Origin of the sequence: Jiangella mangrovi (assembly GCF_014204975.1) — a bacterium.
Lineage (GTDB): Bacteria > Actinomycetota > Actinomycetes > Jiangellales > Jiangellaceae > Jiangella > Jiangella mangrovi.
Genome location: NZ_JACHMM010000001.1, coordinates 2,064,318 through 2,078,468, shown reverse-complemented (window position 1 = coordinate 2,078,468; position 14,151 = coordinate 2,064,318). Strand labels below are relative to the sequence as shown.

Below are 14,151 nucleotides of genomic sequence, written 5' to 3'. Positions count from 1 at the left end.
CGGACGGTGACCGCTGGCCTCGTCGCCACTACGGTTGCCCGACGGCCGTCAGCAGTTCGGGCGCGATCATGCCGGCCCGCTTGACGGTGCGCAGCGCCACCGCGACGTCGGCGTGGATGAGTCCGGGCAGGTGACCGACGGTTTCTGAGAGGAACTCGTAGAGTGCGCTGTCGCTCGCGACGGCGATCTCGCCGCACAGGTTCCGGTCGCCGGTCGTGGCCGCGATCATCACGACGTTGCGGTGCCGGGCCAGGATCTCACCGGCGAGGCCGATTTTCGTCGGGTTGATGGTGAGCCAGACGAAGGCGTTCACCGTCAGGCCCAGCACCTCCGGCTCGACGACGGTGCGCATGCGCAGCACACCGCGCGTCATCAGCGCCTCGGTGCGCCGGCGCGCGGTGCTGGGCGTGACGCCGCACCGGGCCGCGAGCTCCTGCCAGCTCATGCGGCCGTCGCCGATGAGCTCGCCGACGATCTGCTCGTCCAGCTCGGTCATGGGCGCGGCCTCGTCGGGCTCGCGGCGCTCGCTCCACCGGTCGCGGCGGTCCGCCCGCAGCCCGGCGACGGCGTCCTCGGGCAGGAGTCCCGGGTTCCAGCCGTGCGGTGTGGAGAAGCGGCGGATCACCTGGTTGCTGAACGTGGCCATGACCCCGTCGAACTGCGGCAGCCGGTGCATCATCAGCGCGTACAGGTGCTCGTTGGAGGTGTAGGCGATCTCCGCGACGCAGTCGACGCTGCCGGTCAGCACCTTCACCGACCCCGTCTCGTTCCACTGTGCCAGCGGCAGCGCCAGCTCGTCGGCGGCGCCCGGCGCGCACCGCAGCCGCACGAACACCGACCGCGCCCGGTGGCTGATCTGCGAGTCGAGGGCGCCGACGACGCGGACGGCGCCGGCCCGCCGCAGCCGCATGAGCCGCCTCGACACCGTCGCCTCGGAGCTGCGGACCGCCTGGCCGATGGTCGCGTGCGTCGCGCGGGGATGCGCGAGCAGCGCGGCGATGACGAGCCGGTCGAGGTCGTCGACCTTCAGCGATGTCACTCAGTTCACCCCCGGCGAATCATGATTCCTTGCATTCCGTTCCCATTCGTTGACACCTTGAATCACATTTCCCAAACATGGTGCCCCACATTCGGACGATGACTCCCACCGAGGAGGACGGCATGATGTGGCGACGACCTCTGGGCACACTCGCGGTGATCGGCCTGGTCGCTGCGGGGTGTTCCGGCGACGACGGCGACAGCGCCGACTCCGAGGGGGGCGGCAGCATCACCTTCTGGACGGTCTACGACACCGCCGACCGGATCGCCATCATGGAGGACGTGCTCGCCGACTTCACCGCGGAGTCCGGCATCGAGGTCGAGCTGGTCGGCGTCAGCGCGCCGGACCTGTCGCAGGCCATGGTCTCGGCCGCCGCGGCCGGCGACCTCCCCGACGTCGTGGTGCACGGCGTCGAGCTGGCCGCCGGCTGGGTCGACGAGGGCATCCTCGACTCCGCCGCCGCCAGCGAGATGATCGACGCGCTGGGCGCCGGCACGTTCAACGAGAGCGCACTGGACCTCATCCGGGTCGAGGACGCCGAGGGCGAGTACGCCACCGTCCCGTCCGACGGCTGGGGCCAGATGATCTTCTACCGCACCGACCTGTTCGAGGCCGCCGGGCTGGAGGAGCCGTCCACCTACGAGGCGGCGCTCACCGCCGCCGAGACGCTCAACGGACAGGACGGCGTCTCCGGCTTCGCCCTCGGCAGCACCGGCGGCGACGGCTTCACCATGCAGGTCTTCGAGCACGTCGCGCTGGCCAACGACTGCCAGCTGGTCGACGACGAGGGCGAGGTGACGCTGGACAGCCCCGAGTGCGAGGAGGCGATCCAGTTCTACGTCGACCTCGCGCAGTACGCCCCCACCGGCGCCGGCGACGTCGACACCACGCGGGCCAACTACCTGGCCGGGCAGACCGCGATGACGTCGTGGTCGCCGCACCTGCTGGACGAGCTGGCCGGCCTGTTCGCCGACACCCCGCTGACCTGCGCCGAGTGCGCCAATGACCAGCAGTGGCTGGTCGACCGCACCACGATCCTGCCGCTGTTCCAGGGACCGTCGGGCGACGAGCCCACCCAGTTCGGGCTGACCATCAACCTCGGCATCACCGCGTCGGCCGACCTCGAGCCGTCGAAGGAGCTGGTGCGCTACCTGCTGGGCGACGGCTACATGGGGTTCCTGTCCATCTCGCCCGAGGGCCGGTTCCCGATGCGCAACGGCTCGTCGGCCGACGACACCACCTACGTCGACGGCTGGACCGACCTCCCCGTCGGCACCGGGTCGCAGCAGCTCTCCGTCGGCGAGCTGTACGGCGACGAGGCGGTGCAGACCATCACCGAGGGCGCCACCGGGTTCGAGCGCTGGGGGTTTCCGCAGGGCCAGGGCGCGCTGGTCACCGCGATGTACGGCGACCTCGAGCTGACCAACATCCTGCGTGACGCCCTGGACGGCACCATCACGCCGGCCGAGGCGGCCGCGCAGATGGACGAGAGCGCCACGCAGCTCCAGTCCGAACTGGGCTGAGGCCCATGGCTTCCGGACCTCTCGCCCGGCGCGGGCGCGTCCGCCGCGGGCGCCCGGGGCACCCCGGGCGCCCCGGGCCCTCGCTGCGGGCCCGCGAGTCGCGGGCCGGGCTGGTCCTCGTCAGCCCGACGGTGCTGATCGTCCTGCTGGTGGTCGTGCTGCCGTTCCTGTGGACGATCGTCATGTCGTTCCAGCGGCTGCGGCTGATCGACCTGCAGAACGTCTTCGACATCACGCTGACGTTGCGGAACTTCGAGACGGTCCTGGGCAGCGCGGATTTGTGGGAGATGGTCCGCACGACGCTGATCTACAGCATCGGCGGCACCGTGCTCTCCGTCGGCGCCGGGCTGGCGACGGCGCTCGCGCTGCGGCAGCGGTTCCCCGGGCGCTTCCTCATCCGGGCGTTCGTGCTGGTGCCGTACGTCATCCCGGTCGTGTCGGCGGCACTGGTCTGGCGGACGCTGCTGAACCCGCAGTTCGGGCCGGTCAACGTGTTCGGCGTCGAGGTGCTCGGGTGGGACCAGCCCATCGGGTTCCTCAGCGAGCGGTTCCACCGGCTGGAGCTGTTCGGCGTCGGCTTCGACGCGCCGGTCGCGCTGCTCACCGTCATTGTGTTCGAGGCCTGGAAGACCTTCCCGCTGGCGTTCCTGTTCATCCTGGCCCGCCTGCAGGGCATGCCACGCGACCTGGAGGAGGCGGCGCGGGTCGACGGCGCCACGCCGCTGCAGCGGTTCCGCTACGTCGTCGCGCCGCAGCTCTCCGGCGTCATCGCGCTCCTGGTGCTGCTGCGCTTCATCTGGACGTTCCAGAACTTCAACGACGTGTACCTGCTGACCCGCGGCGCCGCCGGCACCGAGGTCGTGGCGGTGCAGGTCTACACGTACCTGGTCTCGCGCAACGACGTCGGCGGGGCGGCCGCGCTCGGCCTGCTGATGTCCGTCGTGCTGATCACCGCCTTCGCCGTCTACTACCGGTACGGCGTCCTCAAGCAGGAGGCGGAGGTCTGATGGCGTCGCGTGAGGTGGTCGAGACCCGCGTCCTCGGGGTGGCGCGCGTGGTGTGGCTGGCGTTCGTGCTGGTCGCCTGCGTGCTGCCGCTGTTCTACATGCTGCTGCTGTCGGTCCGGCCGCTGCAGGCCGTGCTCTCGGACCCGCTCGGCGTGCCGTCGTTCGGCGAGCTGAACCTGGAGGCGTACCGGCGGGTGGTCGCGTCGCCGGACGACGGTGGCTACGGCCTGCTGTCGTTCTTCGGCAACTCGCTGATCGTGGCGCTGGGCTCCGTGGTGCTGACGGTGCTGCTGTCGGTGCTCGGGGCGTACGCCGCGACCCGGCTGCGCTTCCCCGGCAAGAACGCCGTCAACGTGTCGTTCTTCGCCGTCTACATGTTCCCCGGCATCGTCATGGCGATCCCGCTGTTCGTGCTGTTCTCGCGGCTCGGGCTGCGCGGCGAGCTGCCGGCGCTGATCATCATCTACCTGGCGTCGACGGTGCCGGTGTCGGTCTACATGCTGCGCAACTACTTCCGGTCCATCCCGAAGGGCCTGGAGGACGCGGCGATGGTCGACGGCTGCAACCGCGCGCAGGTGATCACCCGGATCGTGCTGCCGCTGGCGATGCCGTCGATCGCCGCGACCTCGCTCTACGTCTTCATGATCGCGTGGAACGAGTATCTGTTCGCCCTGCTCTTCCTGCTGGAGAGCCGGGACAACTGGACGGTCTCGCTCGGCCTGGCACAGCTGGACGACATCAGCGTGTCGGCGACCGTCCTCATGGCCGGGTCCGTGCTGCTGACGCTGCCGGTCGTCGCGCTGTTCTTCGCCGCCGAGCGACTGCTGGTCGAGGGCCTCACCGCCGGGGCCGAGAAAGGGTGAGCATGACCGACATCGACGCGCCGGTGCGGCTGCTGGTACTGGGGGCCGGGAGCCGCGGCGGCACCGCCTACGCCGGCTGGTGCCTGCAGCATCCCGGGGCGGCCGTGGTGACCGGGGTGGCCGACAGCGACGAGGCGCGGCTGGCCGCCGTCGGCGACGCACACGGCGTGGACCCCGCGCACCGGTACACCGACTGGCGCCCCGCCCTCGACCGCCCGGGCCCGTGGGACGCCGTCGTCGTCGCCACCCCCGACCGCATGCACGTCGACCCGGCCCTGCGGGCGCTCGAGCTGGGCTACGACGTCCTGCTCGAGAAGCCGATGGCGCCGACGCCCAGCGAGCTGGACCGGCTGGTCGCCGCCGCCAAGGACCGGCCCGGCGCGATCACCGTCTCGCACGTCATGCGGTACACGCCGTTCTTCAACGCGCTGCGCCGGCTGCTGCGCGAGGGCCGCATCGGCGAACTGCAGGGCATCCAGCACGCCGAGAACATCGGCTACTGGCACTTCGCGCACAGCTACGTCCGCGGCAACTGGCACCGCGCCGCCGACTCCAGCCCGATGCTGCTGGCCAAGGCGTGCCACGACCTCGACATGCTGCGCTGGCTGGTCGACGCGCCGTGCGTCGCGGTGTCGTCGTTCGGCGACCGCCGGCACTTCCGCATCGAGAACGCGCCGCCCGGCTCGACCGACCGCTGCGTCGACGGGTGCGCCGTCGCCGCGACCTGCCCGTACAACGCCGAGCGGTTCTACGTGGAGCACCTGGCCGGTGTCGACACCTGGCCGGTCTCCGTCATCACCAAGGATCCGTCGCCCGAGGGCCGGCAGCGGGCGCTGCGCGAGACCGACTACGGCCGCTGCGTCTACCGCATGGACAACGACGTCGCCGACCACCAGACGACGTCTCTGCGCTTCGCCAACGGCGTGACGGCGTCGCTCGTCGTGTCGGCGTTCACCCAGCAGAACACCCGCAAGGTGACGCTCATGGGCAGCCACGGCGAGATCACCGGCGACATGGAGAGCGGGCGCATCGAGGTGATCCGGTTCCTCGACGCGGTCCCGGACGTCGCCGGGCGCCAGCCCACCGGCCGCCACGTCGAACAGGTCGCCGAGGACCTGGGCGGACATGCCGGCGGCGACGCGGGCCTCATGACGGAGTTCACCGAGCGCACCCGGCGGCGCCGGGCCGGGCTGCCGGTGCCCGCCGCGCCCAGCGCGTTCGAGGAGAGCCTCGAGAGCCACTGGGTCGCCTTCGCCGCCGAGCGGTCGCGGCAGAACGGGACGGTCGAGTACCTGTGAGCTCCGGCTCCGAGGACAGGCCGAACCTGCTGCTCGTCACCACCGACCAGCAGCGCCGCGACACGTTGGGCCCGGGCGCGCCGCCGTTCCTGCGCACGCCGCACCTGGACCAGCTCGCGCACGAGGGCATCCGGTTCGACGCCGCCTACGCCTCGACGCCGGTCTGCGTGCCGTCGCGGGTCACGCTGCTCACCGGGCAGTCGGCGCTGCGGCACGGTCTGACGCACAACGGCCGGACCTGCGACGTGCTGGCACCGGGGGCGCCGACGCTGCCGGCCCGGCTCGGCGCGCTGGGCTACGCCACCGTCGGCATCGGGAAGATGCACTTCACGCCGCCGCGGGCGCATCACGGGTTCGAGGAGCTGATCCTGCCCGACGACTACTACCGGCACGGGAGCCGCAGCGGCGTCGCGGCCATGCGGCACGGCCTGGGGCAGAACGAGTTGTACCCGGGCATGGCGACGGTCCCCGAGGCGGAGACGCTGACGTCCTGGCTGTCCGAGCAGGCGGTCGAGCACATCCGGCACCGCCGCGACCCCACCCGGCCACTGTTCCTCTGGCTCTCCTACAGCAAGCCGCACCCGCCGCTGGACCCGCCCGAGCCGTACTACTCGATGTACCGCGACGCGCCGATCCCCGACCCGGTGGTGGGCGACTGGGCCGGTGACGACGCCCCGACGGCGTTCCGCCGGCAGCGCCACCGCGGCTCGTTCGACCTGCTCGACCCCGCGACGATCCGGGCCGCGCGGGCCGCCTACTACGGCCTGGTGACGCAGATCGACTACAACCTCGGCCGAGTCCTGGCCGCGCTGCAGGACGTCGGGGAGCTGGCCCGCACGACGATCGTGTTCACGTCCGACCACGGCGAGTTCCTCGGCGACCACGGCACGGGCAACAAGGTGTTCTTCCACGAGGCGTCGGCCGGGGTGCCGATGATTGTGCGACCAGCGGCAGGGCTGTCGGCCGTGCCGCCCGGGACCGTGGTGCGCACGCCGGTGACGCTGGCCGACGTGCTGCCGACGCTGGTGGCGGCCGCAGGCGGACACGCTCCGGATGGCGTCGACGGGACCGACCTGGTGGCGCTGGCGGCGCAGGACGGGGGCGACCGGGCGCGAGTCGTCGTCGGGCTCGCGAGCGGCGACGCCGGGCCGCCCGGGCTGCCGTACTACCTGGCGATCACCGACGGGCGGCACACCTACATCTGGTACCCCGAGGGCCCGGCGGAGCAGCTCTTCGACCTGGACGCCGACCCGGAGCAGCGGCACGACCTGGCACGCGGCGTCGATGCCACGGATCTCGGCGCCTGGCGCGACCGACTCGTCGCGGCCATCGCCGACGGCGGCGGCTCACGTCTCCTCGACGGCGGTGAGCTGCCCGCCGTCGCGCCGCAGGGTGACACCGTCGCCGAACAGCGCGCCACCGCCTGGCCGGGCTACCACACCGACGCCTTCCACCTCGACGTCAGGCACTGAGCGACGCCGGCAGGGCGAAGGCGGGGAACAGCTCCGGGCCGAACGTGGTGACCTCGGCGATCAGGCCGCCCTCGATGCGCAGCACGTCCAGCTTGAACGCGGTGAACGTGGACTCGCCGGGCGGACGCAGGTAGCAGGCGGCGGCCGGCATGCGGTTCGCCGACGTCGGCAGCAGGCGCCAGTCGCCGTGCTCGGCCGCGAGGTCGTGCAGCGGGGCGAGCGTCGCCCAGCCGTCGTAGCAGACCGGCTGCGGCGGCATGGTGACCCGGATGTCGTCGCGCACCAGGGCCGCCATGCGGTCGCGGTCGGGGCGCTCGCTGACGGCGATGTAGCGGTCGAGCAGGTCGCGCTCCTCGGCGCTGAGGACGGTGCGCGGAGGGCTCGACTCCGCCGACGGCCGGTCGCGCTCCAGGGTGGCGCGGGCCCGCTGCAGCGCGCTGTTGACCGCAGGCACCGACGTCTCGAGGATCGCCGCGGTCTCGGCCGCCGACCAGCCGATCGCCTCGCGCATCACCAGCACCGCCCGCTGCTGGGCGGGGAGCAGCTGTATGGCCGCGACGAACGCCAGCTCGACGGTCTCGCGCCCGACGACGACGGCGCCCGGCTCGTCGAGCATCGCGTCCGGGTAGGGCTGCAGCCACGGAAGGTCGGCATGGGATCGCACCTGTTCCGGACGCCGTTGCCGCTGCCGGATCAGGTCGAGGCAGCCGTTCGTGGCGATGCGGTACAGCCAGGCGCGCAGATTGCTGCCCGGCTCGAAGGAGTCGCGGTGCGTCCAGGCCCGCAGCAGCGCCTCCTGCAGGACCTCCTCCGCGTCGTCGAACGAGCCGAGCATGCGGTAGCAGTGCACGTGCAGCTCGCGCCGGTGCTCCTGGACGGCGGCCTGGAAGTCCATCGGGACATTCTGCAACTCGTCGCCGCCGGACCGATGAGTCCGCCCCGGGCGCGTCGTTACAGGGGGCATGAACACACTTCTCCTGGACATCAGCATCTCCCTCGACGGCTTCATCACGGCCGGCGGCCAGACCGCCGAGGAGCCCCTGGGCCGCGGCGGCGAGCGCCTGCACGAGTGGGCCTTCGGCCGCGGTGAGGGCGACCGCGAGTACACGGCGGAGTCGGCCGGCCGGCTCGGCGCCCTCATCACGGGGCGGAAGAACTACGAGGACTCGCTCCCGTGGTGGGGCGCCGACGGCCCGACCGGACCGGCCCGGCGGCCGCTGATCGTGCTCACTCACGAGGCGCCCGCGGAGTCGCCCGAGAACGGCGTCTACACGTTCGTCACCACCGGCATCGAGGACGGGCTCGCCCAGGCCCGGGCGGCGGCCGGCGGCGGCGTCGTGGCGATCATGGGCGGGGCGGACGTCGCGCGGCAGTACCTCGCCGCCGGCCTGGTCGACGAGATCTCGCTGCACGTCGTGCCGGTGCTGTTCGGCGACGGGGTCCGGCTGTTCGGCCGCACCGGCGCCGAGCACATCGAACTGGAGACGCTCGGCGTCGTGCGGACCGAGGCCGCCACGCACGTCCACTACCGGGTCGTGAAGTAGCCCCTCATCCGGGGAGGCCGGCGGCGCGCAGCGCGAGGTAGCGCTGCTCCGGCACGCTCGCGGTGCGCCGGGCCGCCCGCAGGTACGCCTCCCGCGCGCCGGACAGGTCACCGGCCAGCTCGAGCAGGTGGCCCCGGACGGCGTCCAGCCGGTGCGTCTGAGTCATGCGGTCGTCGTCGTCCAACGTTCCGACGAGCGCCAGCCCGGCTCGTGGCCCGTGCACCATGGCGACGGCGACCGCCCGGCTGAGCGTGACGACCGGGCCGGGCGCCACCTTCTCGAGCACCTCGTAGAGCGCGAGGATCTGCGGCCAGTCGGTGGCATCGGCCGACGGCGCCTCGTCGTGCACCGCGGCGATGGCGGCCTGCAGCTGGTACGGGCCGACGGCGCCGCCGCCGAGCACGCTGGTGAGCAGGGCGACGCCGTCGGCGATCTGGTCGGCGTCCCACCGCGACCGGTCCTGCTCGGCCAGCGGCACCGGGACGCCGTCGGCGGTGGTGCGGGCCTCGCGCCGGGCGTCGGTGAGCAGCATCAGCGCCAGCAGGCCGGCCACCTCGCCGTCGCCGGGCGCGAGCCGGTACAGCAGCCGCGTCAGCCGGATCGCCTCGGCGGTGAGGTCGGCGCGCTGGGTGCGGCTGCCGGAGCTCGCCGTGTAGCCCTCGTTGAAGATCAGGTAGAGCACGTGCAGGACGGTGCGCAGCCGCTCGGCGCGCTCCTCCGGCGCAGGCGGGCCGAACCGGGCACCGCCGGCCTTCAACTTCTGCTTGGCCCGGCTGATCCGCTGCGCCATGGTCGCCTCGGGGACCAGGAACGCGGCCGCGATCTCCGCCGTCGTCAGGCCGCCGACCGCCCGCAGCGTCAGCGCCAGCTGCGCGGGCAGCGGCAGCGCCGGGTGGCAGCACAGGAACAGCAGGGTGAGGGTGTCGTCGGACTGCTCGACCTCGCCCGGCTCGACGAGGTCGAGGGCGGCGACGGTCTCCTCGCGGCGCCGCCGGGCCTCGGCGCTGCGCACCTCGTCGACGAACCGGCGCGAGGCGACCGTGACCAACCACGACCGCGGGCTGTCCGGGACGCCGTCGACCGGCCACTGCTGCGCCGCCGCCAGCAGCGCCTCCTGCACGGCGTCCTCGCACGCGTCGAACTGCCCGTACCGGCGGACCAGCACGCCGAGGGCCTGCGGCGCGGCGGTGCGCAGCAGGTCCTCGACGGCCGGCTCGAGGGTCACAGGTCCGGCGGGGCGTCCATGGCCTGGCGGACCTCGACCCGGCCGGCGTACTTCGCGATCTGGCCGGCCAGCTCGACGATGCGCGCCTCGCTCTCGACGTCGACCACCCAGAAGCCGATGAGCGACTCCTTGGTCTCGGCGAACGGGCCGTCGGTGGCGACGGGGAGGCCGTCCTGCAGGCTCACGGTCATCGCGGTGCTCGCGTCGGCCAGGCCCTGCTGGAAGACCAGCTCGCCGGAGGCCTCGAGGTCCTTGTCGAGCTGCACCATGAACCCGATCATCTCCTCGATCCACTCCTTCGAGACGGTCTCCTGCATGCTCGCGGCGTCGCCGAACATCATGATCATGTACTTCATCGGGGTCCTCCCGGTCTCGTGAGCACCGCGGTCCGGGCGCTCTCGGCAGTGGGTCGGAGCCGTGCCGCGGTTCTCGACAACCGCCGTCAGCTCTCGTCGTTGCGGTCGGCGCAGAGCTGTGCCTGCATCGCATCCAGGGCGGCGCGCTGACCGTCGTCGACCGGGATGGCGGTGGGGATCGGCTCGCCGCCCGTCCCGAGATCGATCCAGGCGGTGAAGCCGTAGGGCCGCTTCGCGTCGCCGATGGCGTGCCCGCCGCAGCGCAGCACGTCGGAGCGGATGCGCAGCTGTCCGGGGGGCAGAGCCGGATCGGGCTGCGGGGCGACCTCGAAGAGCACGCTGCCGCGGGTGTCGGTGATGCTCGGGGTAACGGCGGGGTCGACCGGCGTGACGGTGAGGATGCCCGTCAGCGTGCCGTCCTCGGCCGGCACCAGCGGGCCCATGGTCAGCGAGACGGACTGCTGCAGGATCTGGGCGTCGCAGTCGGTGCCCAGCAGCCGGTCGAGGGTGCCGTTCGGGTACGGGAGGTCGAGGACGAGTGCCTGCTCGTCGCCGCCCTCGGCCCGGGCGGTCAGCGCGACCTGCGACTGCGCGCTCGTCGAGTCGACGCCGTCGGGGCAGCGTGCCAGGCCGTACTCGACCTGGAGGTCGCGTGGGGTGTCGCCCGCCGGGATGGTGGAGTCGAACGGCTGCGGCCCGGTCTGCTCGAACGAGTCGCTGAGCAGCTCGGCCGACGTGACGTGCACCGGCTCGCCGCCGTGGTTGGTGACGGCGATGACGACCAGCCCGGAGCGGTTGAACGAGCGGCGGATCTCCGCGGTCGCGGTGAGGTCCGGCACCGGCCCCTCCGCCAAGGGCGCGTCGTCGCCGTCCGCCACCTCGTCGCCGTCGTCGCCGGTCGTGAGGGCCACGACGACCGCCACGATGCCGGCCAGCAGCACCGCCACCACCAGGACGAGCACGAACCGCAACCGCCGCATCGGTCCAGTATCGCCGCCGTCAGTCCGCAGGCACGGGGAGCGGCCGGCCCTCGAGTGCGGCGAGCGCCAGCAGGACGGTGGCGCCGGTGAGCCCCAGCGGCGCGACGGCGGCCGGCCGGCCCGCGGCGGTGACCTTCTCCGGCAGCGCCCCGAGCGCGGTCCGGCGCAGGTCCAGCCAGCTGAGCAGCCGGTGCGCGAGCGCGGTGTCGCCCGCCGACGCGGCGGTGAGGGCGTGCAGCGAGATCTGCGGAGTCCAGCCGGTGACCAGATCGGCCCACTCCTCGCCCGGACGGACGCCGCCGTTGCCGACGGTGGTGGCGTCGACCGCCGCTCGCCAGGCCGCCTCGACGCCGACGGCCGGCGGCGCGAACGGCGGCAGCAGGAACGCGACGGAGGCGTCGCGGCCGCCGGTCCCGCTGATCCGGCGGGCGTAGCCGTGCGCACCGAACCCGCTGGTGACCGCCTCGGCCAGCCGCGCGGCGCCGTCGGCGGCCCGAGCGGCATGCTCGTGGTCGCCCATCAGCGCGAGCAGGTCGCGCCCGGCCCGCAGGCCGAGCAGCAGCGGCGCGGCCGAGCCGAGCGTCGCCTCGTCGAGGTCCATCTCCCAGAAGTCCTGCGACGCCCGCGGCAGCCCGGTCGCGGGGTCCAGTGCGGCCAGCGCCGCCCCGGCCGAGCGCCGGACCATCGCCGCCAGCGGCCTCGGGTCGCTCGCCGTCGCCCCGGCGAACACCCACGCCGCCCAGAGCGTCCAGCCGATGCCGTCGAGCTGCAGCCCGCGGTCGTCCGGCACGCCGCGCGACCCGTCGGGCAGGTAGCGCGCCTGCCAGGTGCCGTCGTCCTCCTGCATGGCGGCCACGTACGCCAGCTGCGCGTACGCCAGCTCCGGCCGGCCCGACACCGTCAGCGCGGCGGCCATGAACCCGGCGTCGCGCGGCCACACGTAGCGCCAGTACGGGCTGCCGGCCGCCACCGCGGCGCCGTTGGGGAAGGTCAGCACGCCGATGTCGAGCAGCGCCTCCTCGGCCATGGCCTCGTACGGCGTGCCGCGGCCCGGGAGGTCGGTGCCGGCCAGGATCTCGCGCGCCATGGCCACCTCGTCGGCCGCGGCGAGGGCCGCACCGGGCAGCGTCCCGGACTCCGGGTCGAGGTAGCCGGTGCCGGGCAGCCGCCGCAGACCGCTTCCGGGCGGCACGATCACCGGGCCGCCGTCCGCGCCGACGACGACGCCGTCGGAGTACAGCCGGGTCTCGGGGGACCACGCCGTGCCACGGGTGCCGAGCTCGCTCGCGGGGTCGGGCTCCATCGTCCCACTCTAGGGACGGCGACGCCGCGGCCCGGGGCGGGACACCCCGGGGCCGCGGCGCGGTCCTGCCGCCGGCGGATCAGGCCGTCGCGACGTCACCCCCGGCGGGGACGACGCGGCCCGGGGCCGCGGCCGCCGGGGCGGCCGGCTCGGCCACGCGAGCCATGACGACGTCCTCGGACTCCTCGGCGCCGATCTCGTAGCCGGACTCGCCGTGGTGGACGCGGTCGACCCCGACCACCTCGTGGTCGTCGTCGACGCGGAAGCCGACGGTCTTCTGCAGCACCAGGCCGATGAGGTACGTGACGACGAACGAGTAGCCGAGCACCGCGCCGGCGCCCACGACCTGCCGCCACAGCTGGTCGACGCCACCGCCGAAGAACAGGCCGTCGACGCCGGCCGGGGCGTCCGCCGTCGCCAGGAACCCGATCGCCACCGTGCCGACCAGACCGCCGACCAAGTGCACTGCGACGACGTCCAGCGAGTCGTCGTAGCGGAGGCGGAACTTCAGGTTGACGACCAGCGAGCAGATGGCGCCCGCCACCGCGCCCAGCACCAGCGAGCCGACCGGGTTCAGCGCCGAGCAGGCCGGCGTGATGGCCACCAGGCCGGTCACCGTGCCCGAGGCCGCACCCAGCGAGGTCGCGTGGCCGTCGCGGAACTTCTCGACGACGATCCAGGCCAGCATCGCCGCGCCGGTCGCCGCCACGGTGTTGACCAGCGCGACCGACGCCGTGCCGTTGGCGCCCACCGCGGAGCCCGCGTTGAACCCGAACCAGCCGAACCACAGCAGGCCGGCGCCGAGCAGCACCAGCGGCAGGTTGTGCGGGCGGTGCGCGCCCTTGGCGAAGTCGCGCCGCCGCCCGAGCACGAGCGCCAGCGCCAGGCCGGCCGCACCGGCGTTGATGTGCACCGCGGTGCCACCGGCGAAGTCGATGGCGAGCAGGCGGTCGGCGATCCAGCCGCCGTCGCCGTCGGCGAACGCGAACACCCAGTGCGCGACCGGGAAGTACACGAGCGTGCCCCAGATCGCGGCGAAGAGCAGCCAGGTCCAGAACTTCGCGCGGTCGGCGATCGAGCCCGAGACCAGCGCGACCGTGATGACCGCGAACATGCCCTGGAAACCGACGAACAGCATCGTCGGGATCGTGCCGGACAGAGCCTCCGGATCCATCAGGCCGGAGAGCCCGAAGAACTCGCTGGGGTCACCCAGGAGACCGCCGCCGAGGTCGGTGCCGAAGGCCATCGAGTATCCGTAGAGGATCCACAGCACGCTGATGACGCCGAGTGCGCCGAAGCTCATCATCATCATGTTGATGACGCTCTTCGCCCGGACCATGCCGCCGTAGAACAGCGCGAGGCCCGGAGTCATCAGCATGACCAGTGCCGTGGACGCGAGAATCCAGGCGGTGTCTCCGGTATCCATGGAGTGCCGTCCCCTCCCATACGTCAGCCGTGCCGCGTCGTTGCGACATCCGAACGCGGACAGCGTGTTCCCCGGGCGTTTCCCGGGACGGCGCAGGCCGTTACAAGGTGATGTC

At 72.9% G+C, this 14,151-nt stretch carries 13 protein-coding genes; 6 read left to right on the top strand and 7 right to left on the bottom strand.

The genetic code is table 11. The annotated features are described in order from the left end of the window. Window positions 1-28: 28 nt before the first annotated feature. On the bottom strand, window positions 29-1,039 hold the full coding sequence (locus HD601_RS09645; protein ID WP_184821372.1) for an AsnC family transcriptional regulator: 1,011 nt from the start codon (window positions 1,037-1,039) through the stop codon (window positions 29-31). A 98-nt stretch (window positions 1,040-1,137) separates the two neighbouring features. Between HD601_RS09645 and HD601_RS09640 the strand changes: the two genes are divergently transcribed. The 5 genes from HD601_RS09640 to HD601_RS09620 are packed head-to-tail and all read left to right on the top strand — an operon-like array spanning window position 1,138 to window position 7,202. Continuing rightward, window positions 1,138-2,562, top strand: coding sequence for an ABC transporter substrate-binding protein (locus HD601_RS09640; RefSeq protein WP_184821370.1), 1,425 nt, complete (start codon window positions 1,138-1,140; stop codon window positions 2,560-2,562). Window positions 2,563-2,567: 5 nt separating this feature from the next. After that, window positions 2,568-3,569, top strand: coding sequence for a carbohydrate ABC transporter permease (locus HD601_RS09635; RefSeq protein ID WP_184821368.1), 1,002 nt, complete (start codon window positions 2,568-2,570; stop codon window positions 3,567-3,569). After that, on the top strand, window positions 3,569-4,432 hold the full coding sequence (locus HD601_RS09630; RefSeq protein ID WP_184821366.1) for a carbohydrate ABC transporter permease: 864 nt from the start codon (window positions 3,569-3,571) through the stop codon (window positions 4,430-4,432). The genes HD601_RS09635 and HD601_RS09630 overlap by 1 nt, the downstream gene beginning before the upstream one ends. Window positions 4,433-4,434: 2 nt before the next feature. Beyond that, window positions 4,435-5,730: a Gfo/Idh/MocA family protein gene (locus HD601_RS09625; RefSeq protein WP_184821364.1), complete on the top strand. Its 1,296-nt coding sequence runs from the start codon at window positions 4,435-4,437 to the stop codon at window positions 5,728-5,730. Then, complete coding sequence (locus HD601_RS09620) at window positions 5,727-7,202, top strand: sulfatase-like hydrolase/transferase (RefSeq protein ID WP_184821362.1); 1,476 nt, start codon at window positions 5,727-5,729, stop codon at window positions 7,200-7,202. Before HD601_RS09625 ends, HD601_RS09620 begins: the two co-directional genes overlap by 4 nt. Here the strand turns inward: HD601_RS09620 and HD601_RS09615 are convergent. After that, window positions 7,192-8,097: an RNA polymerase subunit sigma-70 gene (locus tag HD601_RS09615; RefSeq protein WP_184821360.1), complete on the bottom strand. Its 906-nt coding sequence runs from the start codon at window positions 8,095-8,097 to the stop codon at window positions 7,192-7,194. The genes HD601_RS09620 and HD601_RS09615 overlap by 11 nt on opposite strands. A gap of 67 nt (window positions 8,098-8,164) precedes the next feature. Here HD601_RS09615 and HD601_RS09610 point away from each other — a divergent pair, with 67 nt between their 5' ends. Continuing rightward, window positions 8,165-8,746, top strand: coding sequence for a dihydrofolate reductase family protein (locus HD601_RS09610; RefSeq protein WP_184821358.1), 582 nt, complete (start codon window positions 8,165-8,167; stop codon window positions 8,744-8,746). A gap of 4 nt (window positions 8,747-8,750) precedes the next feature. Here HD601_RS09610 and HD601_RS09605 read toward each other — a convergent pair whose 3' ends face one another. The 5 genes from HD601_RS09605 to HD601_RS09585 all read right to left on the bottom strand — a co-directional run bounded on the left by HD601_RS09605 (window position 8,751) and on the right by HD601_RS09585 (window position 14,036). Then, window positions 8,751-9,971 (bottom strand): sigma-70 family RNA polymerase sigma factor, encoded by a 1,221-nt coding sequence (locus HD601_RS09605; protein ID WP_184821356.1) that lies wholly within the window; start codon window positions 9,969-9,971, stop codon window positions 8,751-8,753. Then, window positions 9,968-10,327 carry a YciI family protein gene (locus HD601_RS09600; protein ID WP_184821354.1) on the bottom strand — a complete coding sequence of 120 codons (360 nt, stop codon included), beginning with the start codon at window positions 10,325-10,327 and terminating at the stop codon, window positions 9,968-9,970. Before HD601_RS09600 ends, HD601_RS09605 begins: the two co-directional genes overlap by 4 nt. A gap of 86 nt (window positions 10,328-10,413) precedes the next feature. Beyond that, complete coding sequence (locus HD601_RS09595; RefSeq protein WP_184821352.1) at window positions 10,414-11,307, bottom strand: hypothetical protein; 894 nt, start codon at window positions 11,305-11,307, stop codon at window positions 10,414-10,416. A gap of 19 nt (window positions 11,308-11,326) precedes the next feature. Next, window positions 11,327-12,610 carry a glycoside hydrolase family 15 protein gene (locus HD601_RS09590; RefSeq protein WP_184821350.1) on the bottom strand — a complete coding sequence of 428 codons (1,284 nt, stop codon included), beginning with the start codon at window positions 12,608-12,610 and terminating at the stop codon, window positions 11,327-11,329. 79 nt (window positions 12,611-12,689) lie between these two features. Then, entirely contained in the window at window positions 12,690-14,036 is a 1,347-nt protein-coding gene (locus HD601_RS09585; protein ID WP_184821349.1) for an ammonium transporter, read from the bottom strand. Between the last annotated feature and the right edge of the window lie 115 nt (window positions 14,037-14,151).

Excerpts from the sequence above, each read along its gene's own strand:
- HD601_RS09640 (WP_184821370.1), top strand. The coding sequence starts at position 1,138 with ATGACTCCCACCGAGGAGGACGGCATGATGTGGCGACGACCTCTGGGC.
- HD601_RS09635 (WP_184821368.1), top strand. The coding sequence starts at position 2,568 with ATGGCTTCCGGACCTCTCGCCCGGCGCGGGCGCGTCCGCCGCGGGCGC.
- HD601_RS09630 (WP_184821366.1), top strand. The coding sequence starts at position 3,569 with ATGGCGTCGCGTGAGGTGGTCGAGACCCGCGTCCTCGGGGTGGCGCGC.
- HD601_RS09625 (WP_184821364.1), top strand. The coding sequence starts at position 4,435 with ATGACCGACATCGACGCGCCGGTGCGGCTGCTGGTACTGGGGGCCGGG.
- HD601_RS09615 (WP_184821360.1), bottom strand. The coding sequence starts at position 8,097 with ATGGACTTCCAGGCCGCCGTCCAGGAGCACCGGCGCGAGCTGCACGTG.
- HD601_RS09610 (WP_184821358.1), top strand. The coding sequence starts at position 8,165 with ATGAACACACTTCTCCTGGACATCAGCATCTCCCTCGACGGCTTCATC.
- HD601_RS09600 (WP_184821354.1), bottom strand. The coding sequence starts at position 10,327 with ATGAAGTACATGATCATGATGTTCGGCGACGCCGCGAGCATGCAGGAG.
- HD601_RS09595 (WP_184821352.1), bottom strand. The coding sequence starts at position 11,307 with ATGCGGCGGTTGCGGTTCGTGCTCGTCCTGGTGGTGGCGGTGCTGCTG.
- HD601_RS09590 (WP_184821350.1), bottom strand. The coding sequence starts at position 12,610 with ATGGAGCCCGACCCCGCGAGCGAGCTCGGCACCCGTGGCACGGCGTGG.
- HD601_RS09585 (WP_184821349.1), bottom strand. The coding sequence starts at position 14,036 with ATGGATACCGGAGACACCGCCTGGATTCTCGCGTCCACGGCACTGGTC.